The following is a 24311-nucleotide window of genomic DNA, read 5'->3' on the forward strand; positions in this document are numbered from 1 at the left end:
CTACAGGGTCTTAATGGTTAGATTTGGGGTGAAATCACCCTCACTCAGGTAGTGACTGCCGCTGATGACGACATAATCACCTTGAGCAAAATTGCCAGTCACGCAGGCTTGGTATGCATCGATAGACTCAAGGTTTACTGATTCTTCATGCACGACTTCGTCACGAACAACATTGACGTGTAAGCTGGCTTTTTCACCAAGCAGAGCAGAATATGGGAAACAGTGGCTAGACGCGTGCGGCGCGAACTGTGTATTGACCGTTACCGCTTTGCCGTTGAAGAGTTCAGCAGACGCAGAATCAACATCTAACGTCACGGTATAGGTTTGTTTTAATAGGTGTTTCTTAGGTGCAATTTCACTCACCACCGCTTGATACGGTTGATCTGAGCCGTACCAAGTCAATGAAGCTTTTTGACCGAGAGTGAAATCTTGGATCATGTTTTCTGGTACATCGATATCGACTTCCCAGTTGCCATCCTGTTGCAGCGTAACAACAGAGAAACCCGGTGAGGTTTGCTCAAACTGCTCGACATTCACTTCACCGATAATGCCTGAGAACGGCGCGCGAAGCTCGGTGTAACCCAACGCATCTTTTGCACGCTGGATATTCTTCTCGACAACTTTCACCGCCGATACACTGCGCTCGTAGCTGCTGATGGCACGATCTAAGTTCACGCTTGCAATCGCATCATCAGACGTCGCTTGCTTTACGCGCTTCAATTCGGCTTTCGCTAACTTATGAGAAGATCTCGCTTCTAACATACGCGCCTCAAGCTCATCAAGTGACACTTGATAATCATGCGGGTCCAAACGCGCAATGACTTGCCCGCGATCCACATGGTCGCCTTTGTTTACCAAGACGCTGGATAAAGTACCCGGTACACGGAAAGAGAGTTCGGCGATCTCTTTCGCTTCTACAATTCCACTGAATGATTTGTTTAGTGCGCGGTTGTCGCCATCAACTTCAATCACTTGGATTGGACGTGATGCCGTTGTTGAGTCTTCAAGAGGTTCTTGTGTTTGGTTACAACCAAACAAAGCGAGTGCAACGGTACTTAACGCTGCTGTTTTTATAATTTGATTCATAAGATAGCTCCATAAGTTCGGCGCTATCTTATAATTGTACAGTGTTCAAATAATTACTCTTCTACATGAATCACTGTCATGAATATTATGACAATAAATTTTAACCTAAACGAGTTTGGGGGTTTCTTCGATAAGCTTATTGATCAGCAAGCGGCTAGCTTGGCTAAGCGTTTTAGGTTGTGGGTAGAGTAACCACCCAGTCTCTTGTGTCAGGGTAAGTTCGGTAAGTATTTGCACTAACGCGCCACTTTCAAGCTCTTTGCGAATAAGCAGTTTGGGAATAAAACCAATACCACGGTCGAGCACCGTTGCGTTCTTTACAAAACCTATGTTGTTAGAAATCAGTTTAGGGTATAGCTCAACACTCTCATCCTGAAACTGCCAAACGTTGTCGATTTCACCGCTCGGCCAGCGAGAACAAACGATATGGTGATCTTTCAACTCTTGAACGGTTTTAGGTTCACCAAACGTTTTTAGATAGTTTGGCGAAGCAACGATGCATTTATCCAGCATCAAAAGTTTGCGGGCAACTAAGTCAGAATCGAAAAGCTCACCGCCATGAAACGCGATATCCAAACCCTGTTTGAACATATCGGTGAATCCATTATTGATATTACGGATATCGAGCTCGACATGAGGATACTTATCTTGGAAGTCGAACAATATCGGCTGCACCAGTTCATTAGTTTCTGGCAGTAGACCAATTTTAATCTTGCCACGAACTTCATTGTTTTTATTGCTCACTTGCTCATTGGCAAAGTCCAAAAGATCAACAGCTTTTTGCAAGTTCTCAACGTAGCCTTCTCCGCTAGTCGTTAATGACAAGCTGCGTGTTGTGCGGTGGAATAATGGCGTACCTAAGGATTGTTCCAGCTCACCAATACGTCGACTTACGTTCGCTCGAGGAAGATCCAGCGCGTTTGCCGCCGCGGTAAAACTTCCGAGTTCAACCACTTTCAAGAACAACTTGAGGTCATCTACTTTCATTTAATTATCAACCTGTAGATATAAGTTGGCATAAATGTGAACCATTCGTTTTGTTTTGGCAAGGTGATAGATCGAATGGTTTAGTGATTGGTGAAAAATGATACAGCGCGGCAATACAAACATTTTTTGATTTATGTATTCACCATTCAACTGACAGAGCAAGGGCAATAGTAGGCATTACACCTGCAATGGTTAACCAAAGCTCATTGTATATTCTGGTTGGCTGGTGTGCTCGTCGGCTTGCTCACTCATCACTTTGAAGCCCTGAGACAAATAGAACTGGTAGCTGGCGTGGTTTTGTTTGTAGACAGACAGCGTAAGCTGAACTCGTTGTTGCTTGGCATGGTCGAGTAGCTGCTTGCCAAACCCTTGCCCTTGACGCTCAGGCGACACGAATATCGCCGCCAAGTTGCTTTCATAAAGCGCATAAAAACCGATAACTTCACCCTGATGTTCAAACACATAAACATTAGAAGCAGGCAAATAGATATCGCGCATGCTACCTAGCTGCGACTGCCAAAAGTCTGCTGGCACAAAGTCATGCGCTTTCACTGACGCGGTTAGCCATATGTTTAAAACAGATTCAGTATCGTTCTCGGTATAGTTTCTAATCATGGTATCGCTCTGAATTATTTGTTGCCGTTAGGGCGCGTCGACTAGCTATAAAACACAGCCAACCAAACAGTAATCTGATCTGGTGCGGTGCTCTGCACTTTGTGTTTGACGCCAGCATTGATATTGATGTGGTCACCTTCGGAGAGCGTAATCGTTCGTCCATCCTCAAACTCTAAAACGCCTTGCCCTTTCAGTACCAGAACCCACTCATTTTCACTTTGGTCGTACCAACCAACTTCGGGCGAACTATGGCCATAAGAAAGAATGCGTTCTATACGAAGATTACTAGTAGAAACAATATCTTCAAACACCTCATTGGGCAGTGACTTTGGCAGATTAGCGTAGAGATTCGTCATTACGTCTTTCCTTGTGAACGACAGTTATTGCACATTTTTAATGCTAACGTCCTTCATTTCCTCGACATATTCACATGTCCCATCTTCCAAATAATGACCACATTTATAGAACTTATTATCCCAGAGAATTTTCTCTGGATTCCACATACGTTTGTTATTAAAAACACACGTACACGGCTTGTCTCCTGTTCTTTCTCCCACTTTTCGGCTAGTTTGTGAACGTTTCTTTAGCTGTTCAAGTTTGTTCTTAGCTTCCAGATAATTCAGCTCCGCGCGTTCAGCTTCTACTCGTAACTGTTCCACCTTCATCTCAAGCTGCTGTATTTCGTCACTGGAATTAGCTGAAACAAAAGTAGACATAGGAAGAAGAATTGATACCAAAATAAGCCATCGTTTCATTGCAAACCTCTACATTACTATGAGTCAACTGAAGAAACATCATATCAGTGCTAACCCACTCGTCGATTAATACACTAACTTTATACCGAATAAAACCTCGTCCACCCGACTAAAAGTAGGAACGCAAATGCGACCCAAACTGCGGATGCCAGCGATAGAGTCCAAGTTAGGCTGTACTTGTAACTGAAGAAATAGACCGCGATTAAATACGCCGCATAAGGGATCAAAGAATACAAACCAAATAACGCTGTGACACGCAAATCAGCCATTGTTCTTTCTGTCCCAACTATATAGTGGGCGATTAACGCAAAAGTAGGAAATAAAGGAACCAAGCCCGAGATAAAGAAGCTTCGGCTTTTTGACAACAGCGCAATCAACAACACCGCGAGTGCGCCAAGTAAACACTTCAAGAACAAAGAAATCATCAACCTATATCCCTACTGATGCGAAAGCGACCCACTCCAAATGCCGCTACTCAATTATCCTGCCATAAACCCTTTCACTAAACTTTGAACAAAGCCGCTGAAGCCAAAGAATCATGCAGTGATGGTCGAACGACTTAAACAATACGTTTTGAGTAACTCTCTCGCTCCATATCGACCACTTCGACAGTAAGAGAAGCATCAGTTAACCCAAGTGTTGCTAGCCCGCTCAGCACCGACTGAGACAATTTGAGTTTGGCGTCATCGTTACGGCCAGAAAGAATACGCAACGTTACGTGAATGAAATCTTGTCGCTGAGTACCAGTTTGAAAATGGTCATACGCAATGCTGCGAACTTTGATATCGCGGCCATCTGCTTCAAATAATTGAGATTCTAAAGCGCCTTGAAAGACAACTTGATTGAGTTCACCCGCGTTTAGAGAGGATGAGTGTTCGATAATACAATGAGGCATTTTTACTCCTTAAAAATACGCCACATTTAGGGAAAGTAACGTTGTCACTTAATGAAACCGCGTGCATTTAGACGCAATCGTTAAGATTAACAAACGTTGAGTATTCAACCTATCTGTTTTCTAAAACATTTTCTCAATTGAATTCAGCCAGTTCGGTACATTTTCTCTGTACCAGTTAATGTAAATTGATAACTCTGGCTTGTTACGGCGCACCAAGAGGTTCGTGACTTCTACCACAAGCCAGCTTTTAGCAATCATTAACTGCTTTTCCAAAATCTCTCCCGGCGATATCGAGCTGTGTCGAATATACTTTTCCACAATGGATGTATAGTCTGCAGGTGAACCCAGACGAGGAACTAACGGTGCTAGATCAATTGCAGGACTTCCATAACCGAAACGCTCCCAGTCAAAAAGTACTAACTCGCCATTTTGCCTTGTTCCCCAGTTCCCATCGTTCGAATCTCCAGAAATGAGATTGGAGTTTAGGAATAGCGGCTGGCTGAGCGATTGAATATGGCGCAAAGCCGCGTTGCTTACTTCTGGAAGCTTCAGACCAGAAAGGGCAAATTCTGTTGCGTTGGATGTCCAGCAGTGCTGTTTTACGGGGAAGTTAGGCCGATACGGAGAATGGTGAATACTCGCTAACTGTTCAAACGTGCTTTCACTCGCGAGTAATTCACTTAAACTTACACGGTTTGGAACATGTTCAATATATAAATCACGCCCTCGAACTCCAAGCAGTTTGGGAGTGTTTACTCCGCTTAAGTTTTGGGCTGCGTATTGATAGAAGTTGAGTTCTACCTCAGACGCATCTTGCTTATGAATGCAGGTGGATCCATTACATTCATAAACGGACACTTTGGCTGCGCCCATTTTAGTGAGTTCATTGCTCATACTAATCCCTAAATATGTAAATCCTTTTAATCCAAATAGTCAGGCGTTTCTAAGTAAGTACCGCATTGATTGCATTTGTAATCACCATTGGTTTGATTGGACAAAAATAAAGCCGACAGTACTCTCTCTATCAGTCCTTCATCTTTTGGTGACTGGACTTTTTGGCTAGCAAACATCGTATATCGATGTAGTGTGACGTCTTTGCAGTTACAACAAAATGCTCTAGTCTCGTCAGTGCCATACATTCGTTTATTCTCAGTTTGAAGATGATGTAAACATCATACCGTTCAATAATTTAAACCATTAGCATCACACATTAAGAATGATTATTTTATGTGACTTTTGAATTCTTCGATACACGAACTTGTTAGTCATATACCTAACGAAAAACGCCACAGCTGTTTAGCTGTAGCGGTATTGACGACGAGCTTATTTGTATCAAGCAGACACTTTAATGGTTGCTGTTTGCTCCTTACGCTGTGGATAGAGCACTAACCCGATACCGAGTAAAAACGCACTGCATGAAATCCACTGCGCCCACGATAGTTGCTCGTCGTAAATCACGTAGCCGCTCAGTAACGCGAATACAGAAACCAGCAATGTCATAGGGGCGAGTTGGCTCATCGGATACTTGAGGATCATTTTGTTCCATACCCAATAGCCAAATAACGTAGTTGGATACGCTTGAAACAATACTGAAATCCAAGCGTTGCGGTTCCACTCTTGGTAGGTTGTCGCCAATACGTCCCATCCGTTCATGCCGATACTCAGTGCAATCAAAGGCAGTGGCGCAAACAACATCCCCCAAATATTAAAAGCGAAAGCAGAACGTGTTCCGGACATCCGTACTATCACGCCCGCCAAAGGCCAACAAATGGCCGATATCATGATAAACACAACGCCAGTCAAGGTGACATTACCATTGGTGTAGATGATCGACACGACCAAGCCGACAACCGAAATGATGATACCTAATGCCATACGAGGCGAAATGACTTCCTTATAGAGCAGTACTCCAACTAATACAGTGGTTAATACGTCGGTTTGGAGCAACACCGACGCCATACCTGACGATAACCCGAACGTAATCGAACACGATGCCATCCCCCAGATACCCGTACCGAAAACTAGACCATAAGCCATTAAGTATCGCCATTTCACATCCGGCTTGCGGATAAAGAAAATAATTGGAAACGTCGCGCAAAAGAAACGAGCTGCCGCAATCAACAGCGGGTCCATCTCACTGACACCAAGTTTTATCATTGAAAAGTTGAAACCCCAGATCGCCATTACCACGACGATGAGGAAAATATCTCGTCCCTGCATGTTTCTCTCCTAGCACTTTGCATTCCTCATTAGTGTTGCTTGCAGGCACAAAACAGTACAGATACAATTTTTAACTAAATGACCAGTACAATTTGGACGTACTATGGCGCGATACAAACAATTAGCTGAAAAATTTATCCACGATATTGAGGCAGGAAAGCTGATCCCCGGAGATCGTATGTTGTCGCTACGGCAGTTCGCACAGCAGCACGGCATCAGTGTATCGACCGCGGTGAGTTGTTATTCAGAATTGGAATCGCAAGGCTGGCTTATCGCAAGGCCACAAGCGGGCTTTTTTATCGCAGAGCAACCCAGCGTTAACTCGCCTATTTGGCATTCTTTTGCCAGCCGTGTAACCACGCCGTCTCATCAACGTAGCGGGACAATTGCAACTGGTGGGCCACTAGGCACCTCACGACTGCAATTAGATAAACCAACCCAGCAAGCGCTTGAGCGCAGTCTGCGTCGAGCATTAAAGCGGGTCGCAGATAAAGTGACGTATTATCCAACGCCACAAGGAGAACCCATACTCTTACAAGCTTTGGCGAGCCATTTCACACACAACGGATTTCCACTCAATAGTGATGAACTAGTCATTACCCATGGCTGTATGGATGCAGTAAAAACCGCGCTACAAGTCTGTACTAAGGCAGGCGATACAGTGGCAGTCAGCTCGCCTTGTTATAACGGGTTGCTTGACCTACTCTCGCAGCTATCGTTACGGATCGTCGAAATTCCTTCTCTGGAGGACGGAATAGACCTCGACCAATTTGAACAGCACCTGCAGCAAGGCAATGTTCAGGCTGGCTTGTTCTGTACTTCGCACATGAATCCGCAAGGCATCACGTTATCCAGCACGCAAAAGCAGCGTTTGGCACAGCTAGCCAATCAGTACCAAACCCCAATTATCGAAGACGACGTTTACCTTGAACTTCCCCACCGCAATCAATCCCCGCTGCCAGCGGCATACTATGATGATGGTGGTTATATTCTTTGGTGCGGTTCAGCATCGAAAACGCTATCGCCAAGCTATCGGCTCGGTTGGTGTCGGCCGGGTCGCTATTTTATGCCTTACCTTAAACGTGCTTTGGGTGTCCCCACGTTAATCCAATACGCAATAGCTGATTTTATTGAATCTGGCGCCTATCACAGCCATCTCAAACGAACACGCTACCGACTGAGTCAAAACAAAGCGCAGTATCTCGCTTATCTCAGCCAGCATCTGCCTGAAGGAAGCTGCGTAACGCAGCCTGACGGTGGGTTAGTGTTGTGGATACAAGTTCCCAATTTAAACGCAACTGAATTAGGCAAGGCGGCTGAGAGCCAGAATTTGGATATTCGTATTGGACCGTGGTTTACTGAGTCAGAGCGATATTGCGATTGCCTACGAATCAATATTGGCTTTGCACCAGAAGCTGAGACGTTGGAATATCTAGAAAGATTGATGACGCTGATTAAGCAGCATTGTTCAAATTAAGCGGTGCTTACCACTCACAAAACAGAAGCGACCAAGGTCGCTTCTGTTTGTTCAAAACTTATGTGAACGTGCTTAGTCTTCTTGAGGCGCTTGATACGCTAAGGAGCCCGCCAGTTTCATCGCTTCGACACCTTTTTCAAATGAAATCATTGGTGTGATATGGAAATGACGTAATCCGCCACCAGCCATTGCTGCCATCGAAAACGCTTTGATGTGTACGTGGTCTGGCATTTCAATCACCGCGATTGAATCGTACTCACCAAATGAGATCCAACTGCCGATGAACTTACCGCCCATCTTTTCCACGATTGGAATCATACTGCTCAGACGATTCTCAGGATGTTTAACCAAGCCCGCCATCGCTTCAGCGGTAAAGGCCACTTGAACCAAATAGGTTTCTAACGCCATGGCTTACTCCTTCTCTTTCAAACTAAGCTCAAAAGTGCCTGACATACTGTTACTGATGGTACAAATCGATTTTGCATCTTTCAGCAACTTCTGGGCAACGTCTAAGTCTGGGTGAATATCGCGACTAAGCGCGATTTCGTAGTGAGCAAAATGCGCCGGAAGCTCGGTCCCTTTCTGACCAATCACTTCAAACTGAAACGGTTCGATCGCAATCTTTTTGCGCTTCGCAACCATCTGAAGCGACAACACCATACATGATGCAATCGAGTAGAGTAGCGTCATCGCTGGGCTTTCCAACGATGGCGTCGCAGTGAACTCGCTGTCAGCAGAAGCAAATACCAATGTGCCATCATCATCTGCTTTAGCGAACACCGGTCCGTAGCTGGCTGGTTTGACTTTGATTGTCATACAAATCCTCTAAAAAATCGCATTAGGTAAAATCAGCACCACACTTGGTACCAACGTAATGATGCCGATAGCCAATAATAAAATCCCCCAATACGGGATGGTGGCTATCGCGGTACGGCCTAAACTGATTTCACCATTAGTAATTGCCGTTAAGACAGAAAGGTTCAAGCCAACTGGTGGTGTAACTTGCCCTATTTCAATCAGGATGGTGATCATCACACCAACCCAAATCGGGTCAAAACCGAGTCCAGTTAGTAACGGAAAAACGATCGGTAGCGTCATCACCATCAGAGACAATCCATCGAACACGCAGCCGAACATAACGTAAATCAAAACGATCAGCAGGAAGATACCGTACTTACCTAAACCGCTGTCGATCGCGGCTTCAAGAATCGCCTGTGGGACACCGAGAATGCTAACCGACTGAGATAAAATGGCTGCGCCAAGGACAATAAAACCGATCGAAGCAAACATCAACGCGCTGCGATAGACCGATTCACCTAGCCCTTTTAGTGTTAGGTCACCCCAGATAAAAGAAATCACAATCGCAACGGCTACACCCACACCTGCCGCTTCCGTCGGGGTCGCCACACCAAACATGATGCTGCCCATGATCGCCAGAATCAGCAGTAAGATTGGCCACACGCGCAGCATGCCATGTACGATGAAACCTAAGCTGTATGCGGTATTGTCTCGTGGAGCAATCGAAGGGTTGTTCACACTGCGTAAAAAGATATACAGCATAAACAGCGCACTCACCATCACACCCGGAACAATGCCTGCAGCAAACAGTCTGCCGATCGAGGTTTCCGTCAGTGCGCCAAAAATCAGCAATGACAGACTTGGCGGGATCAATAACCCTAAAGTACCGGCGCCAGCCAAGCTTCCAACTACCGCTTCTTTGTTATAACCGCGCTTGCTGAGCTCTGGGTAAGCCACCGAGCCAATCGCCGCGGCGGTAGATAAGCTTGAACCACTGACCGCCCCAAACAAGGTACACACTGCAACGTTCGAATGTAATAGGCCGCCAGGGACTCGAGCGAAAATCGGCGTAAACGCAGCGTAAGCTCGTTCACTGATTCCGCTTCTTAATAAGATTTCACCCAGCAGGATAAACATTGGCACAGCGCTAAGGGTAAACGAGTTGAAGATGCCCCAAATGGTATCCACCGCCAGATAGGCAGAACCATAGTTAAAGAAATGCAGAAGAATCAAGCCGGTAAAACCGAGCGCAGCACCTAATGCAATGCCACTGCTCGCACTGGCCACTAATACAGAGACGAGGGTCGTCCAAAACATCTTAACGTTCCTCTAATTTGATAAAGCCGAGTAGTCTTGCGAAATAGATAATGCAGCACAGCGCCATCGATACCGGAACCACAGACATCAGTGGATACAGCAGAATTCGCGCGGTTTCAGATTTAAGCTCTCGCTTAATCGCAAACTCCATCCACGGAATCGCTTCCCAAAGGATCCAGCCACAGAAACCAAGCCCAACTAAAATGCCGAGCGTAGAAATCGCTTGCGCCACAAATGGGATGCGAGCTTTTAATGAATCAATTAGCAGCGTGACGCGAATGTGTTGCCCTTTGATTGTTGCCATCGGCAAGGCTAAGAATAGACTGGCGCTCATCAGCAAGCCGACCAGTTCTTCTGCGAAAAACAGGGGCGCATCAAAGAACTTACGCAAAACCACACTCGCCACAATGACGACAAGAATCGCCACTAACGAAAGTGCAGACAGAATGGCAAGAAAAAGGGCTGAACGTTTCAGCCCTTTATCAATAAATGTTGAAACTAAACTCATGTTGACGTCAGCAACTATCGACCAAGCGCTTTTAGCACACGCTCACGATATTCTGGTGCTTTGCCGCCAGCTTCTTTCGCCAGCTCGCCCCAAACTTCAGTGATCGCAGCGGTAAACTCTTGGCGGTCTTTTTCAGGGAAGTCATCCAGCCAAGTCACACCACCTTCAGCCAGTTTTGCACGCGCGTCGAGCTCTTTCTGGTGGTCGTCTTCGTATGAGTTAGTACGTTGCCACACCGCATCGCCTGCTTCGGTCAACGCTTGTTGGTGCTCTTTCGATAACGAATCCCATTTATCCTGAGACATACCAAGAATGTACGGACCTGACGCCATCGGGTACAGATACGCAGCGTACTTTGATACTTCTTGCAGCGACACTGTGTGAGCGTAAAGTGCTGGGTAAACCGCACAATCGACTACGCCTGTCTTCATCGCAACGTACATCTCTTCTTGAGGAATGATTTGCGCTGAAATACCAAGGCGACCAAAGGTATCTACTTGGTCTTTTGCCCAAACACGTAGCTTTTTACCACGTAGGTCGTCGAGAGAGTTGATTGGGTCTTCACGGCAGAAAATAGACGCTTCCAGCATAGGTAGCGCAACATAACCTGTGATTGCCACGTCCCAATCAGAGAACTCTTCTTGGTAGATTTTCTTCACTTCAGGCAGCGCAGCGTTCAACTCTTCTACTGAGCCAATCGTGCCCTGAACCATAACTGTACTCAAGCTTTCTGCATCACGACCTAAATAGTTCGCCCAAGCGAGGCTCATATCCACGGCGCCACGCGGTAGAAAACGCAACACGTCGGTGTTTTTCAGGCCTAAAGAACCACCACTGAAGACTTTGATATCGATTTCGCCATTGGTTTTGGCTTTCACGTCCGCCGCAAACTGCTCGAGCTCTTTTGTCTCTGGACGTGTTTCAGGTAGGAAGTTATTGAACCGCCACTCTTGAGCTTGAGCAACAGACATAGACAGCAAGCTTGCACTTACTCCCCCGAGGATAAATTTGGTCAGATTTTTCACTTAGAACAGTTCCGTGTTGTTATTTTTTTCGACGCTTAACTATAAATTAATCTATCAATTGCTCATAAACCAATTGGTTATAATCTATAACTGCGATGCACCACAATTGTGCAGACAAAAATCCGCTGCAGTTAAGCATAGTCAATCTTCGAGTATTCCCGCTTTGCGTGACGCCACAATTTTGCCACTGAAATGAAAAAGCCATGGCGCGATTCCATGGCTTGGTAAGCAATGAGCTGTGATTACCCCCACACACCTTGTGTTGGCTCAACGTCACTCTGACGATAGTTCAGTGCTGGCGACCTATCTTCTGAGAGCAGCAAAGGGCCATCAATATCCACCCAACGTGCTTGTTGGGCTAACAGCAGTGCAGGAGCCATCGCCAAAGACGTGCCAATCATGCAACCGACCATGACTTCAAAACCCATCTCTTGCGCGTCTTTAAGTAGCGCCAAGGCTTCGGTCATACCACCGGTTTTATCCAACTTAATGTTCACCGCTTGATAGCGACCTTTCAGCGCTGCTAAAGAACTGCGGTCGATACAAGATTCGTCAGCGGTGATCGGCAAGGCTGGCGTAATGGTTTCCAACAAATGCTCTTCTTCGAACGACAACGGCTGCTCGACCATTTCCACACCCAGCTCCGCCAATGCAGGCAAGTAATCAACTAGCTGGGCAAAGCTCCAACCTGTGTTGGCATCGATAACAAGGCGTGTATTGGGCGCGGCTTCACGAACTGCGCGTACACGCTCTAAATCACCATTTCGCCCGAGTTTAAGCTTTAAGATTGGACGATGTTTTTGCGCTGCAGCTGCTTTCGCCATGTTCTCTGCACTATCGAGTGACAAAGTAAACACGGTCGTCACAGGTTGTGGTTCGTCCGCAAAGCCCGCCATTTGCCAAGCAGGTTGCTGGTTTAGCTTGGCATCAAGTTCAAACAACGCGCAGTCAATGGCGTTGCGCGGCGCCGCCGATGGTAGCAATTCGCGCAGTTCTTCACGGCTGATGCCCGCTTCAACCGCTGCAACGGCCGACTGTACTGTCGCTAGCACGTCATATGGGTAGTCAGGCTCAAAGATATCCATGCGCTCGCACTCTCCGCGCCCGACATAGCCGTCTTGTTCAATCTCAACCACCACCACTTCACCGTGTAGCATAGGTTCCATACGAGAAATGACAAATGGCTCATGCAGCGGCCATTTCTCGACACGTACGCTCATTTTACGCATAGCACACCTCGGTAAGACCATCGACGATTTTTGACACACCAGTACGTACTGGGTCAACGACAGGTACACCAAATTGTTTCTCAATACGTGCGATCTCAGCCAGCGCTTCCTCTTCACTCAGATTGACCGTGTTTAAGGCGATCCCGCCCAGACGAATATCTGGATTGGTGACGCGTCCCATCGTTAGGTTGATATCGATGGTAGTCTGCAGATCAGGCACGCTGAAACCTTCCATTTCATCCATTTGAGTACGACCCGCTTCGTGACATACGATAATCACATCTGCTTGCGCGCCATGCAGTAGCCCCAAGCTCACCCCTGCGTATGCAGGATGAAGCAGTGAGCCTTGACCTTCAATGATGTCCCAATGATCAGGCGCGTTATCCGGAGACAACGTTTCAACCATACCGGAAATAAAATCCGACACGACCGCATCCACTGGCACACCGCTACCTTCAATCAGAATGCCAGTCTGCCCTGTGGCACGAAATGTGGCCGGAATACCGCGCAGTTCCATCTCGCGATGAATTGCCAAAGTCGTGAACATTTTACCCACGCAGCAGTCCGTCCCGACGCTAAGCAGGCGTTTACCACTACGAGGAAGCCCAGTTCCACACACCATCGGCCCTTGAGGTACGCGAACGTCCAGCAAGTTCTGACCTGTGCGCTGCGCCGCTGCAACCAGTTCAGGAATATCATTCAAGCGCATGTGCAAGCCGCTTGCGACATCCATGCCCGCTTCCATTGCTTCAATCAAAATATCAATCCAAGCCAACGGCAGTGTACCCCCAACCGGAGCCAGACCAAGAATAAAGGTTTTCGCCCCGCACGCTGCCGCTTCGCGCGGTGACATTTCTGCTAAGCCTAAATCGGCTTTTGCGCCTGGCAGTCGATATTGCGCCAGACATTTTTCTGGTCGCCAGTGCGCCACACCTTTGGCTACTTTTGCCATCAGAAGATCATTTGCATCGCCGAGAAACACCAAGTAAGGCGTTTTCAATTCAATCTTATTCATTATGTTGATCCTTTTTTAAGTCAAACGAGCCCACAAGAGCTCGAGCTCCTGTTGCCAACAGGTTGTGGTTGGGTTTGAAAACTAGGTTGCTGCGACCGTGACGGACTTAGCGCCCGACGTTCGCTGAATTTGGTGACGATATAAGTAACGTTCTACCTGACGCCATGCCATGACGAACAGAGTCGCGATCACTAGGTACATCGCAGCCGCCAAAAAGTAGGTTGAGATATCAAACGTCTGTGAGAAGGCACGACGAGTTTGTCCCATCAGGTCCATCACGGTAATCACGCTCGCGACCGCGCCACCTTTCAGCATCAAAATGCATTCATTGCCCAACGCCGGAAACGCGATTCGATACGCCAATGGCAGCACAATATGGCGATAAAGCAGACTGTTGCTCATACCCATCGACTTTGCCGCTTCAATTTCGCCCGCATCAACAGACTGAATCGCACCGCGCAGGATCTCAGTCTGATACGCCAATGAATTCAGGGTGAATACCAATAACGCGCAGTTCACCGGATCGCGGAAGAAGTGCCACAGCCCCATATCCATCAGCCAAGGACGGAACTGACCAGAGCCGTAGTAGAGCAAAAACAGCTGTGCGATCAGAGGTGTGCCGCGAAAGAAAGAGATAAACAGCTGCACTGGCCAACGGTAAACACGTGACGGCTGAATGCGCAGTATCGACATAGGTAGCGCCAATAACGCCGCCAATGAGACCGAGATAAAGGTAATTTTGAGCGTCATCCAAGTACCATCAAGCAACATCGGCGCCACTTTCGCAATAAAATCCGTCATTCACTTCTCCTTAGCGACTCACGCGAATGCCACGTTTCGAGTGTTGTTCCATTGCTGCCAACAACCTCTCGCAGCACACGCATACCGCCCAATAAGCAAGGCATACCGTTAGATAGAACAGAAACGGCTTTTTAGTCGCACCCACAGCTATGTTCGCTGCGCGCATCAAATCATCTAGCGCAATCACCGAGACCAATGCAGTATCTTTGAGTAAGTTGATCCATAGATTGCCCAAGCCAGGTAACGCCAAACGCAGCAATTGCGGACGTTCGATAAACCAAAATATCTGCAGTCGAGTCATCGCCAACGAATACCCTGCTTCACGCTGCCCCTTGTCCATCGTTTTCCATGCACCACGCAACACTTCGGCTGCATAGCCACTGAATACCAGACCTAGAGCGATCACACCTGCACCAAAGGGATTGAGTTCGAAGAAGCCATTGCTCGGGTCAATCCACTTAAGCGTTTTGTTAATCAAGAGACCGACGCCGTGATAAATGATGAACAATGTCAGCAACTCAGGTAAGCCTCGCAACACCGTGGTATACACATTGGCAAACCAGCGATAGCTTTTGTGGGCGCTGATTGACAACGCGGCCACACCAGTGCCTAAAATCAATCCCACGGGTAACGCGCAAAGTGCCAACCCTATCGTTACTGCTAAGCCTTTGAGCAGTTCATCACCCCAGCCGCTGTCACCCAAGCTTAAGTACGTCAGATAATCCATCGCGTCGCTCTCTCTTTGCTTTGCAACTCAGTGGCGACCATCGCCGCCACGATTAGCTAACTTATTTCAGTGTCAGCAAGTTGATCGAGAAGAACTCGTCGTTAATTTTCTGGTAAGTGCCATCTTTGATGATGTTCGCCAACGCCTGATCAATGCGCTGACGCAGTTCTTGGTCTTCTTTACGCAGTGCAATACCGACACCATCGCCAACGTAAGTGCGGTCAGTGATCAGTTCACCAGCTTTTTCGCAGCACGCGCCGTCTTCAGAGCTGAGCCAATCGGTCATTGGCATGATGTCACCGGCTTGGGCATCAATACGGCCACTGACCAAATCGAGATTTACTGCGTCTTGAGTCGGATAGAGCCGAATCTCTGAATCTGGATATTTTGCTAGTAGGTATTCAGCCTGAGTCGTCGAGCCTTGTGCGCCGATGATCATGCCTTTCATCGCTTCTGGCGACACATCCTTAATACCCGACTGTTTATCGACGACAAACGTCATCGCAGAGGCTTGATAAGGTTCGCTGAACGCCACTTGTTGTTTACGTGCATCGGTAATAAACATCGACGCGAGAATCATGTCGTATTTGCCCGCTAATAGCGCCGGAATAATGCCGTCCCAATCCTGCGCGACGAACTCACACTCCACTTTCATCTCACTACACAACGCTTTGCCAATTTCGATATCGAACCCAGCCAACTGACCGTCAGCGGTGTAATAGTTAAATGGAGGATACGCACCCTCGGTGCCAATTCTGATTGTTTCAGCTTGGACACTCGCCGAGGTAGCGACTGCAACTGAGGTAGCAAGCAAAGCACCTAATAGTTTTCCTTTTGCCATCATGGATTCCCTTCTACTTTTGTTATGGTTTATTTCGGTTTGTCGCTCGCCACGAAGACAACTCCCTTCGACCTCGGCAAACGATCACAAGGACACTATTGAGTATGTTAAAAATTGGTTAATACCCATAATGATGAATAAGTATGATATACATAGCCTGTCGCTATGGATAAAAGATTCAAGGAAAGAACTTCATGCTCAACGCCAAAGACCGACTGCTGCGTAATCTTGATTGGAACTTGTTGTACACGTTTTTAACCATCGTCAATGAAGGTGGGATAAGCGCCGCAGCACGTAAGCTATCGCTTAGTCAGCCAAGTGTGAGTAACGCACTCAAACGACTCGAAGAGCACGTCGACAAGCGACTTATCTTGCGTAAAAAAGGCGTCTTTTCTCTGACTCTGCACGGAATGCGAGTGTATGAATATGCGTCGTCGGTCAGCCGGATTATCGGCAATATGGCCGATCAATTTGTCGACCAAGCGGATAATATCCAAGGCGAACTCACAATAGAGATCGCCAGCCACCTGCAATGTCAGGCGTTCGACGCGACATTAACGCAGTACCACTCTCTGTTTCCCAACGTGATTTTTAACGTCAACACACACCCAAGCGCGGATATCGTCAGCCACGTGGCCGATGGTCTGTTGAGGATTGGATTGAGCAATAAAAAGATTACCAAAACCGGGATTCGTTGTGATTTCCTCGGCTACGAACAAATGGGCTTTTATTGCGGCCGGACGCACCCGTATTTTGGACGCGATGACCTAACCCTCGAAGAAATTAAAGGCTTGCCGTATATCTCATTTGAGAGCGATCAGCCCGGTGAGGGATTGGATGCGATTGCACACTTTCGCGAGCAGCAGCAGTTTTGGGGCAAGTTGGTCGCGGTATCGTCCAACCTCGAAGAAGTGCGCCGTATGATCATGGCTGGAATTGGATTTGGCGCGTTGACGGTAGAGAGCGCCAAGCCTTATGTTGCCCAAGGCATGCTGTGGCCTTTACCACCCTATGAATCACTACCCGTAACCGAAATGTATCTCGTCACACCTGATACCGTCGCGTTAAGTGATATCGAAGTTCACTTTGTCCGAATGCTTAAACAGCAAACTCAGCTGTTGGTACGTAACGCACTAAACGCGATTCAAAGCGCACACCACCAGCCGACTGGGGAGTGATTTGTGATGCAATAGGAAGGCTATTAAGAATGTCTAGATAGCAAAAAGCCGCTAATAAAAGCGGCTTTTTAAATGGGTGGAAGCCCCAGCCACATCCCGGCACACAAGTCACTCGCTGCGGCTGCTTCCTTCCGGACCTGACCGAGTTCACGAGCTATTGTTGCGGGAGGACCAGGGCCTCCATAGATTCGTTTTCCTTAGCATCGCTAAGGAGTGGGAGGATTATCAAGCATCCCTGTGAGTATTTCAAGCGATAAACCAAATAAAACTCGCGTTTTAGGTTTAACTGCTCAGTGAGTAACCATGAGCTCGGCAGTTTGTATAAATCACCGTCGCTCACCGCTACGCTTTTGTTTTTATACGTCTTGTTCTTCTTCGACGCTTTTCAGGATGTAATCCGTCATCCAAGCCGTGGTGAGCAAACATAGCCAAACGACAAATACCGGATTAGGCACGTCGATGTTTGGCGAAACAACCAACGCGGCGAAACCCACCGTCGGCAGTGTCCAACAAAGCAGTTTGCTCCACTTGAATGTTTTGAGCCGCGATAAGCTTTCCATGGAAGCGATAATCCCGGTGACCGACAATGCCACTAACGCTGCATAAGAAAGGTCCGCCAACCATAGAGGGAGAATCAGCCCTAATACCCACCAGCTGTGTTTGCTTGACGCTCGCCATTTGTTGGCTGTCCACCAAATCACCATCACCGCCAGAGTTTGCACTACTGTCGCGATAGGCTCACCGTCCAGTTTTCCACCAGATTGCGTCACCATGATGCCAACTTGAAGCGTTACGACGATCAAAGCGGCAATCGCCAAGACACCGATACTACTGCGTCTAGAGAACACGACCATCAACAGAGGGAACAATACCCATACGCTGACAGAAAGCGCGATAGGTTGATATGGCAAAGTTAATCCGTAGGTCACCATAGCGGCCATGAGGATAAGCCCTTTTACCCCACCTTGAGGAAGCACCCACAATGCAGGTATAAGTAATGCGAGGATTGGAATGTCACCTTCGCTCAAGCTGATAGCTCGCGCACAAACCACCGCGAGTAGAGTTGTCACTAAGAACTGAAATGTAGAAAATACCATGCCCTCTCCTTATCCCTTCCATGGAAAAATTCGAACTAGGACAACGTCATTATGGACCAGTTTTTAGCGCAAATCTTTGCTGTAATTCACCAAATTCCAGCTGGAAAAGTAACAACTTACGGTGAAATCGCCAAACTTGCGGGCTACCCAGGGTATGCACGTCATGTTGGTAAGGCGCTAAGCAACTTACCCCAAGGAACGCAATTGCCTTGGTTTAGAGTGATTAACAGTCAGGGAAGAATCTCTTTAAATGGAGAAGATCTGGTAAGACAGAGAGAAGAAATGATCGCTGATGGCATCGAAGTTACCAGAGACGGCAAAGTGAGCCTGAGAAAATACAAATGGCAGCCGTAGCTGCCATTGTAAACAAACCTTGAGGTCGGCTTATTGATTAACAGAGATTAAACGTAGGTTTACGTTGTCTGTGTTGTTCTCATCCGTAATCACGCCGTAGTTCATATCTGTAATGAAGCGAAGCTTGCCGTCAACTTCGATACGAGCACTGACGCTGTAGCGGTGACGCGGTTCAATCTTGTTTGCGTCATACGTTAATGAAAACTCAAAAGGAACTTGCGCACCATTGGTTTCGAAGCGATGGGTTGAAATCACTTTCGCTGGAGCATCTGCAAGTGAGATGTCTTGAAGTGATACTTCTACAACCGCGTTGTCTGGTAGAGCAATACGCTCACGGTACGCTACCGTACCTGTAATAGAGTCATTTTTCACTTCTTCAACTTTCTCTTCTGAAGCTTGGCAACCCATTAAAACCGCGCCTAATACAACTGACGTTACAAGTGCTAGTGCCTTTTTCATAAAGCCTCTCTTAAATCATTAAATTCACAATGATTATAGGTAGGGAATATGTAAATGTCATTGCAGCCAACCTAGTGTTGACAGGTTTTTTACGTACAGGGCGTTTAATGACATTACGCTTATACAGATGTTTAAATTATCGCTAAACCGCGTAGAATGACTAGAGCGTGTTGACCTAAGCAAAATAATAACGAAACTGGGGAGGATTAATGAGTAAAGCGCTGAGCGAGCTGTTAAATCTGCTGCAATTAGAAAAACTAGAAGAAGGCCTGTTTCGAGGTCAAAGTGAGAATTTAGGCTTGCCACAAGTGTACGGCGGTCAGGTGATTGGCCAGGCACTTTCTGCTGCTCGTTACACGGTTGATGCAGACAGAACCGTTCACTCATTTCACAGTTACTTCCTTTACCCTGGCGATCCAGAAAAACCGATTATCTATGACGTAGAAAACCTTCGCGATGGCCGCAGTTTCAGTACTCGCCGCGTCAAAGCGATTCAAAATGGTCGTCCAATTTTCTACCTCACCGCTTCTTATCATGGCGAAGCGCCAGGCTTTGAGCACCAAAACACCATGCCAGATATCCCTGGACCAGAAAACTTTGCTTCCGAATCTGAGTTAGCGGCGCGCATTGAACACGTTCTGCCAGAAAAGCTCAAACGTACTTTCTGTGGTGAAAAGCCGATTGAAATGCGTCCTGTCAATGTCGTCAATCCGCTCAAACCAGAAAAGACTGAAGCGAAGCAATATCTATGGATCAAAGCAAACGGCGCGGTGCCAGATAACCAATTGATCCACCAATACCTGCTTGGTTACGCCTCGGATTGGGGATTCTTGGTGACAGCATTGCATCCTCACAGCGTGTCGCTGATGACACCAAACTTCCAAGTTGCGACGATCGACCATTCGATCTGGTTCCACCGCCCATTCAAGATGGACGAATGGCTGCTTTACGCTATCGATAGCCCAACTGCCAGCAATACTCGCGGTTTGGTGCGTGGTGAAATTTACAACCGCCAAGGCCACTTGGTAGCGTCTGCGGTTCAAGAAGGCGTCATGCGCTTCACCAAATAAACAATATCAATTGGCGGAGCGCTATTCTCCGCCAATTGGTAGCGCGGTTGTGTACTTCAATGGTTCCATCGCAAACGTCGAAGTCACATTCGAAATACCCGCAACCGAGTTCACCAATTTTTTATAGAAACGGTCAAAACACGGCATATCTTTGACCAACACCTTCATCATATAGTCGTACTCCCCCGCCATACGATAAAACTCCATCACTTCCGGAAACTCGGCTGCTGTTGAAACAAAGTGGCTGTACCATTCATGGGAATGATCACTGGTCTTGATCATCACAAACGCAGTAAACGACAAATCGAGTTTTTCAGGGCTGAGTAGCGCGACACGTTTTTCAATCACTCCTGCTTCTTCAAGCTTTTTCAATCGTTTCCAGCACGGTGTAGTTGTCAGATTGACCGCGTCGGCTAAATCGTTCAGCGAAAGCGTTCCGTCTTGCTGCAACAGATTGAGCATTTTTCGGTCAATTTTATCAAGTTCAATTTCCATATATTTTATATCGTAGAAATATTTTCTCCAAATAAAGCAAATCGAAGCAAAAATAGCAAAGTTTTTCTCTAGGTGAAGCGCTACATTGTCAGCATAACAATTCTAAGGAGTTCCCTACCCATGTGTACTGACCACAATTGGATTAATGACGCGGTGCGTAAGATTGAAGCGGACTATCAGCGCAGTGCTGATACTCACCTGATTAAACTTGATCTACCCAGTGTCGATGGCGTCGATATCTATCTAAAAGATGAAAGTACACACCCGACAGGATCGCTGAAACACCGTTTGGCACGTTCACTATTTTTGTACGCGATCTGTAACGGTTGGGTTGGACCAAATACTCCAATTATCGAGTCTTCTTCTGGCAGTACCGCGGTTTCAGAGGCTTACTTCGCCCGTTTGCTAGGCTTACCGTTTATTGCTGTGATGCCAAAGTGCACCGCCCGTAAGAAAATTGAACAGATCGAATTCTATGGTGGACAGGCACATTTGGTTGACCGTTCAGACCAAATCTATGCAGAGTCTAAACGCCTCGCTGACGAGCTCAATGGTCATTACATGGACCAGTTTACTTATGCCGAGCGTGCGACGGACTGGCGCGGCAATAACAACATCGCTAACGCTATCTTCAGCCAGATGGAGCTTGAAGATCACCCAGTACCAACTTGGATTGTCATGAGTCCTGGCACAGGGGGGACGTCGGCAACGATCGGACGCTTTATCCGTTATCAGAAACACGACACCAAATTGTGCGTGGTTGATCCAGATAACTCGGTCTTCTTTGACTACTTTCAATCTCGTAATGCGGATTTAACCGGCGACTGCGGCAGTAAAATCGAAGGCATTGGCCGCCCACGTGTCGAACCAAGCTTTATTCCTGGTGTGATCGATGAAATGCGCAAGATCCCAGATGCAGCGTCTGTTGCGACCGCGCACTGGTTAGAGAAAATTCTTGGCCGCAAAGTTGGCGCATCGACTGGCACTAACTTATACGGTGTGTTGCAGCTAGCCAGTGAAATGAAACAGAAAGGTGAAACAGGTTCAATTGTCACATTGCTATGCGATAGTGGCGAGCGTTACTTGGATACCTACTACAACCCAGAGTGGGTAAAAGAGAATATTGGCGATTTACAACCTTATTTAGCCAAGTTAGAAGGCTTTGAAGCGACAGGTCATATCGCCTAACCAGATAATAAATAGCAACGTCAGCTAGAAAAAACGCCACCCACTTACTCAAAGTGGGTGGCGTTACTATATGCAGGATTATTTTTTGTTTTGGCGCGCTTCAAATGCCGCTAACTGCTCTGGTGTCGCCGCTGGCTGATGGTTTTGTTTCCATTCATCATAAGTCATGCCGTAAACACGCTCACGCGCATCGTCGATGTCCAGTTCCAAACCTTGGTTGTCCGCTTCCGCTTTGTACCATTTGCTGAAACAATTGCGGCAGAAGCCAGCCAGAATCATCAAGTCAATGTTTTGTACGTCTTTGTTGTCATCTAGGTGCGCAAGCAAACGACGGAACACCGCGGCATCTAACTTGTCTTGTTCTTCCTGAGATAAATTTTTGTATTTAAATTCAGCCACTTTACTTACCTTTTTATAGTGTTTGTTTTAAAGAATACTACCAAGTATACGGACATAGAAACAATACAAAAACGCCCGAGCATCTGCTCAGGCGTTTATTTCATTTCGGTTTATCTTAACCTTGAATACCAACAATCAACCATGGTGCATTTGGTGTTGTCAGATCGCGTTCTAGGTGCCAGATATCTTCGATGTTCTCTTCGATACCTTCAACCGCATCACGGTAGCGACCGCTAAACTGCAGGCTAAGCTGAGCTTTAGACGCATCGTAGTCTGCACGTACGATTTCTGCATCGACGTACATCACGTCAGTGTGTTGCTCACCATCCAGTTTTGCACGCTCTGCTTGCAGATCAGCAAACAGACTTGGAGAAACGTATTCTTCAATCGTATCTAGCTGGTTATGGTTCCAAGCACCTTGCAGGATTCGGTAGTGCTCACGCGAACCATTAATAAATGCTGCTTGGTCAAAACCCGGTGGGTAGTTGTGCGGAATGTCAGTTTGAGTACCGAAACCAAAACCACCTTGCGCAGTATTTTGAGGTTGCTCGAAATTATGAACATTTGGTTGTTCAAATTTAGGAGCTGAACCGCCGAATGCAGGCTGCTGACGCTGCTGGTTCATACTGCCTTGCTTCGCCCCGAGAAGCCCACGCATAAGCTTGAAGATAAGGAACGCCAGTAGACCAAGGATTAGGATATCCATAAATTGGATACCTTCGAATGCGCCGCCGAAGAAAGCCGCTAACAAACCACCAGCCAGCAAACCACCTAGCAAGCCGCCCATTAGACCTTTCTTACTTGAACTTTTCGCCGCTGCCGTCTGATCCTTGCCAACAGTGCTGGTATTTTGAGTTTGCTGCTTAGGCGCAGGTGCCGTCTTGTAGCTCTTACCAAAAGACTTACCGCCACCAAACTTCTTCGCTTCTGCAATCGGTGTGATCGCCACAGAAACCATCAGCAAAGCAACAAGTGAAAACAATCGCTTCATATTTATCCTTTAAGGGTTCTTTCGAGATGTTAGATTCTAGTTATACTTTCATAATAAAGGTTCATTCACCTTAAGCAAACTAATTACTCGTGTGCACTTGTATCAGAATATTGCAATTTCTCATTTGCCTAAGTTGACGGTACTCAGTGTCGCTCATAGAATATTGAACGTTGTTCATTTTATATTGATTACCATGGCCAGACGAAACGATCATACGAGAGAAGAGCTTATTGCCCTCACCCTAGATACGGTGAAGGAGTTCCTTAAAGAAAATTCATACCACGACCTAAGTTTGCGCAAAATCGCGAACATGATTGGCTATGTGCCAAGCACTTTGGTTAACGTGTTCGGCAACTACAATCTTTTGCTGCTTCACGCGGTGGCACAAACCTTAGATGAACTTTCTGCAGAAGCTCGCTCGTCTGTGTGCGAAAACGATGATCCAAAAACGGCGTTATTTAAACTCGCCTACTGCTACCACGACTTTGCACACAAGAACCCATACCGCTGGCAGTTGATCTTCGAGCACAACATGAACGGTGAAACGTTGCCTGAATGGCAAGCGGAGCGAATCAATAGAATGACGGGAATGCTCGAGTACCTACTTAAAGTGATGGCGCCTGAGCGCACAGACGTGGAAGTGTTAGAAGCAAGCCGCGTGCTTTGGTCTGGTGTTCATGGCGTGACGCTTCTGAGTGTCGACGATAAGTTCTTCGCTTCACTACCTATCGACGGTAAAGAGCTGATCGACAACCTATTGACCAACTACCTCGCCAACTGGTAA

The 24311-nt window shown here is 46.9% G+C and carries 30 protein-coding genes and 1 other RNA gene; 6 read left to right on the top strand and 25 right to left on the bottom strand.

Features of this window, described 5'->3' with window-relative positions:
- The 9 genes from AKJ31_RS05425 to AKJ31_RS05465 form a co-directional block, all read right to left on the bottom strand.
- Positions 1-1086 carry an efflux RND transporter periplasmic adaptor subunit gene (locus AKJ31_RS05425; RefSeq protein ID WP_053408091.1) on the bottom strand — a complete coding sequence of 362 codons (1086 nt, stop codon included), beginning with the start codon at positions 1084-1086 and terminating at the stop codon, positions 1-3.
- A gap of 105 nt (positions 1087-1191) precedes the next feature.
- Positions 1192-2073: a LysR family transcriptional regulator gene (locus AKJ31_RS05430; RefSeq protein WP_053408092.1), complete on the bottom strand. Its 882-nt coding sequence runs from the start codon at positions 2071-2073 to the stop codon at positions 1192-1194.
- 192 nt (positions 2074-2265) lie between these two features.
- Positions 2266-2688 (bottom strand): N-acetyltransferase, encoded by a 423-nt coding sequence (locus AKJ31_RS05435; RefSeq protein ID WP_053408093.1) that lies wholly within the window; start codon positions 2686-2688, stop codon positions 2266-2268.
- A 41-nt stretch (positions 2689-2729) separates the two neighbouring features.
- Entirely contained in the window at positions 2730-3044 is a 315-nt protein-coding gene (locus tag AKJ31_RS05440) for a cupin domain-containing protein (protein ID WP_053408094.1), read from the bottom strand.
- A 24-nt stretch (positions 3045-3068) separates the two neighbouring features.
- Positions 3069-3443 (bottom strand): hypothetical protein, encoded by a 375-nt coding sequence (locus tag AKJ31_RS05445; protein WP_053408095.1) that lies wholly within the window; start codon positions 3441-3443, stop codon positions 3069-3071.
- Between the two features lie 80 nt (positions 3444-3523).
- Positions 3524-3868, bottom strand: coding sequence for a GlpM family protein (locus AKJ31_RS05450; RefSeq protein WP_053408096.1), 345 nt, complete (start codon positions 3866-3868; stop codon positions 3524-3526).
- Between the two features lie 134 nt (positions 3869-4002).
- Positions 4003-4338 (bottom strand): 5-carboxymethyl-2-hydroxymuconate Delta-isomerase, encoded by a 336-nt coding sequence (locus tag AKJ31_RS05455; protein ID WP_053408097.1) that lies wholly within the window; start codon positions 4336-4338, stop codon positions 4003-4005.
- Between the two features lie 120 nt (positions 4339-4458).
- A complete protein-coding gene (locus AKJ31_RS05460) occupies positions 4459-5232 on the bottom strand; it encodes a phosphotransferase family protein (protein ID WP_053408098.1) in 774 nt (257 codons plus the stop codon).
- Between the two features lie 438 nt (positions 5233-5670).
- A complete protein-coding gene (locus AKJ31_RS05465) occupies positions 5671-6558 on the bottom strand; it encodes an EamA family transporter (RefSeq protein ID WP_053408099.1) in 888 nt (295 codons plus the stop codon).
- Positions 6559-6661: 103 nt separating this feature from the next.
- Here AKJ31_RS05465 and AKJ31_RS05470 point away from each other — a divergent pair, with 103 nt between their 5' ends.
- The gene (locus AKJ31_RS05470) at positions 6662-8035 is read left to right on the top strand and encodes an aminotransferase-like domain-containing protein (RefSeq protein ID WP_053408100.1); all 1374 of its coding nucleotides are present in this window, start codon (positions 6662-6664) and stop codon (positions 8033-8035) included.
- Positions 8036-8107: 72 nt separating this feature from the next.
- Here the strand turns inward: AKJ31_RS05470 and AKJ31_RS05475 are convergent, their stop codons facing one another.
- The 10 genes from AKJ31_RS05475 to AKJ31_RS05520 form a co-directional block, all read right to left on the bottom strand.
- Positions 8108-8443, bottom strand: coding sequence for a GYD domain-containing protein (locus AKJ31_RS05475; RefSeq protein WP_053408101.1), 336 nt, complete (start codon positions 8441-8443; stop codon positions 8108-8110).
- A gap of 3 nt (positions 8444-8446) precedes the next feature.
- On the bottom strand, positions 8447-8851 hold the full coding sequence (locus AKJ31_RS05480) for an OsmC family protein (RefSeq protein WP_053408102.1): 405 nt from the start codon (positions 8849-8851) through the stop codon (positions 8447-8449).
- Positions 8852-8860: 9 nt separating this feature from the next.
- Complete coding sequence (locus AKJ31_RS05485) at positions 8861-10150, bottom strand: TRAP transporter large permease (protein WP_053408103.1); 1290 nt, start codon at positions 10148-10150, stop codon at positions 8861-8863.
- 1 nt (position 10151) lies between these two features.
- A complete protein-coding gene (locus AKJ31_RS05490; protein ID WP_053408104.1) occupies positions 10152-10658 on the bottom strand; it encodes a TRAP transporter small permease in 507 nt (168 codons plus the stop codon).
- A gap of 14 nt (positions 10659-10672) precedes the next feature.
- Entirely contained in the window at positions 10673-11683 is a 1011-nt protein-coding gene (gene dctP / locus AKJ31_RS05495) for a TRAP transporter substrate-binding protein DctP (protein WP_211263043.1), read from the bottom strand.
- 242 nt (positions 11684-11925) lie between these two features.
- The gene (gene dgcA / locus AKJ31_RS05500) at positions 11926-12912 is read right to left on the bottom strand and encodes an N-acetyl-D-Glu racemase DgcA (protein ID WP_053408106.1); all 987 of its coding nucleotides are present in this window, start codon (positions 12910-12912) and stop codon (positions 11926-11928) included.
- Complete coding sequence (gene dgcN / locus AKJ31_RS05505; RefSeq protein WP_053408107.1) at positions 12905-13927, bottom strand: N-acetyltransferase DgcN; 1023 nt, start codon at positions 13925-13927, stop codon at positions 12905-12907. Before dgcN ends, dgcA begins: the two co-directional genes overlap by 8 nt.
- 81 nt (positions 13928-14008) lie before the next feature.
- Positions 14009-14728, bottom strand: coding sequence for an ABC transporter permease (locus tag AKJ31_RS05510; protein ID WP_053408108.1), 720 nt, complete (start codon positions 14726-14728; stop codon positions 14009-14011).
- A gap of 10 nt (positions 14729-14738) precedes the next feature.
- On the bottom strand, positions 14739-15455 hold the full coding sequence (locus tag AKJ31_RS05515; RefSeq protein WP_053408109.1) for an ABC transporter permease: 717 nt from the start codon (positions 15453-15455) through the stop codon (positions 14739-14741).
- 61 nt (positions 15456-15516) lie between these two features.
- Positions 15517-16296, bottom strand: a complete 780-nt coding sequence (locus AKJ31_RS05520; protein WP_053408110.1) for an ABC transporter substrate-binding protein — start codon at positions 16294-16296, stop codon at positions 15517-15519.
- 194 nt (positions 16297-16490) lie between these two features.
- Between AKJ31_RS05520 and AKJ31_RS05525 the strand changes: the two genes are divergently transcribed.
- Positions 16491-17474: a LysR family transcriptional regulator gene (locus AKJ31_RS05525; RefSeq protein WP_053408111.1), complete on the top strand. Its 984-nt coding sequence runs from the start codon at positions 16491-16493 to the stop codon at positions 17472-17474.
- A gap of 80 nt (positions 17475-17554) precedes the next feature.
- Here AKJ31_RS05525 and ffs read toward each other — a convergent pair.
- Positions 17555-17651: signal recognition particle sRNA small type (gene ffs, locus AKJ31_RS22520), an RNA gene on the bottom strand.
- 179 nt (positions 17652-17830) lie between these two features.
- Positions 17831-18571 carry a VP0952 family biofilm-associated protein gene (locus AKJ31_RS05530; RefSeq protein ID WP_053408112.1) on the bottom strand — a complete coding sequence of 247 codons (741 nt, stop codon included), beginning with the start codon at positions 18569-18571 and terminating at the stop codon, positions 17831-17833.
- Between the two features lie 51 nt (positions 18572-18622).
- Between AKJ31_RS05530 and AKJ31_RS05535 the strand changes: the two genes are divergently transcribed.
- The gene (locus tag AKJ31_RS05535) at positions 18623-18925 is read left to right on the top strand and encodes an MGMT family protein (protein ID WP_053408113.1); all 303 of its coding nucleotides are present in this window, start codon (positions 18623-18625) and stop codon (positions 18923-18925) included.
- Between the two features lie 30 nt (positions 18926-18955).
- Here AKJ31_RS05535 and AKJ31_RS05540 read toward each other — a convergent pair whose 3' ends face one another.
- A complete protein-coding gene (locus AKJ31_RS05540; protein WP_053408114.1) occupies positions 18956-19384 on the bottom strand; it encodes a YbaY family lipoprotein in 429 nt (142 codons plus the stop codon).
- Between the two features lie 209 nt (positions 19385-19593).
- Between AKJ31_RS05540 and tesB the strand changes: the two genes are divergently transcribed.
- Entirely contained in the window at positions 19594-20454 is an 861-nt protein-coding gene (gene tesB / locus AKJ31_RS05545; RefSeq protein WP_053408115.1) for an acyl-CoA thioesterase II, read from the top strand.
- Positions 20455-20475: 21 nt separating this feature from the next.
- On the opposite strand, the gene AKJ31_RS05550 is transcribed toward tesB, so the two are convergent.
- Positions 20476-20949: an Lrp/AsnC family transcriptional regulator gene (locus AKJ31_RS05550; RefSeq protein ID WP_211263044.1), complete on the bottom strand. Its 474-nt coding sequence runs from the start codon at positions 20947-20949 to the stop codon at positions 20476-20478.
- 120 nt (positions 20950-21069) lie between these two features.
- Here AKJ31_RS05550 and AKJ31_RS05555 point away from each other — a divergent pair, with 120 nt between their 5' ends.
- Positions 21070-22137 carry a PLP-dependent cysteine synthase family protein gene (locus AKJ31_RS05555; RefSeq protein WP_053408116.1) on the top strand — a complete coding sequence of 356 codons (1068 nt, stop codon included), beginning with the start codon at positions 21070-21072 and terminating at the stop codon, positions 22135-22137.
- 78 nt (positions 22138-22215) lie between these two features.
- On the opposite strand, the gene AKJ31_RS05560 is transcribed toward AKJ31_RS05555, so the two are convergent.
- Positions 22216-22536, bottom strand: a complete 321-nt coding sequence (locus AKJ31_RS05560) for a DUF1244 domain-containing protein (RefSeq protein ID WP_053408117.1) — start codon at positions 22534-22536, stop codon at positions 22216-22218.
- A 115-nt stretch (positions 22537-22651) separates the two neighbouring features.
- Entirely contained in the window at positions 22652-23527 is an 876-nt protein-coding gene (locus AKJ31_RS05565) for a Tim44 domain-containing protein (protein ID WP_053408118.1), read from the bottom strand.
- Positions 23528-23720: 193 nt separating this feature from the next.
- On the opposite strand from AKJ31_RS05565, the gene AKJ31_RS05570 reads away from it, so the two are divergent.
- Entirely contained in the window at positions 23721-24311 is a 591-nt protein-coding gene (locus AKJ31_RS05570; RefSeq protein WP_053408119.1) for a TetR/AcrR family transcriptional regulator, read from the top strand.

It is taken from the genome of Vibrio hepatarius (assembly GCF_001274785.1).
Taxonomy (GTDB): domain Bacteria; phylum Pseudomonadota; class Gammaproteobacteria; order Enterobacterales; family Vibrionaceae; genus Vibrio; species Vibrio hepatarius.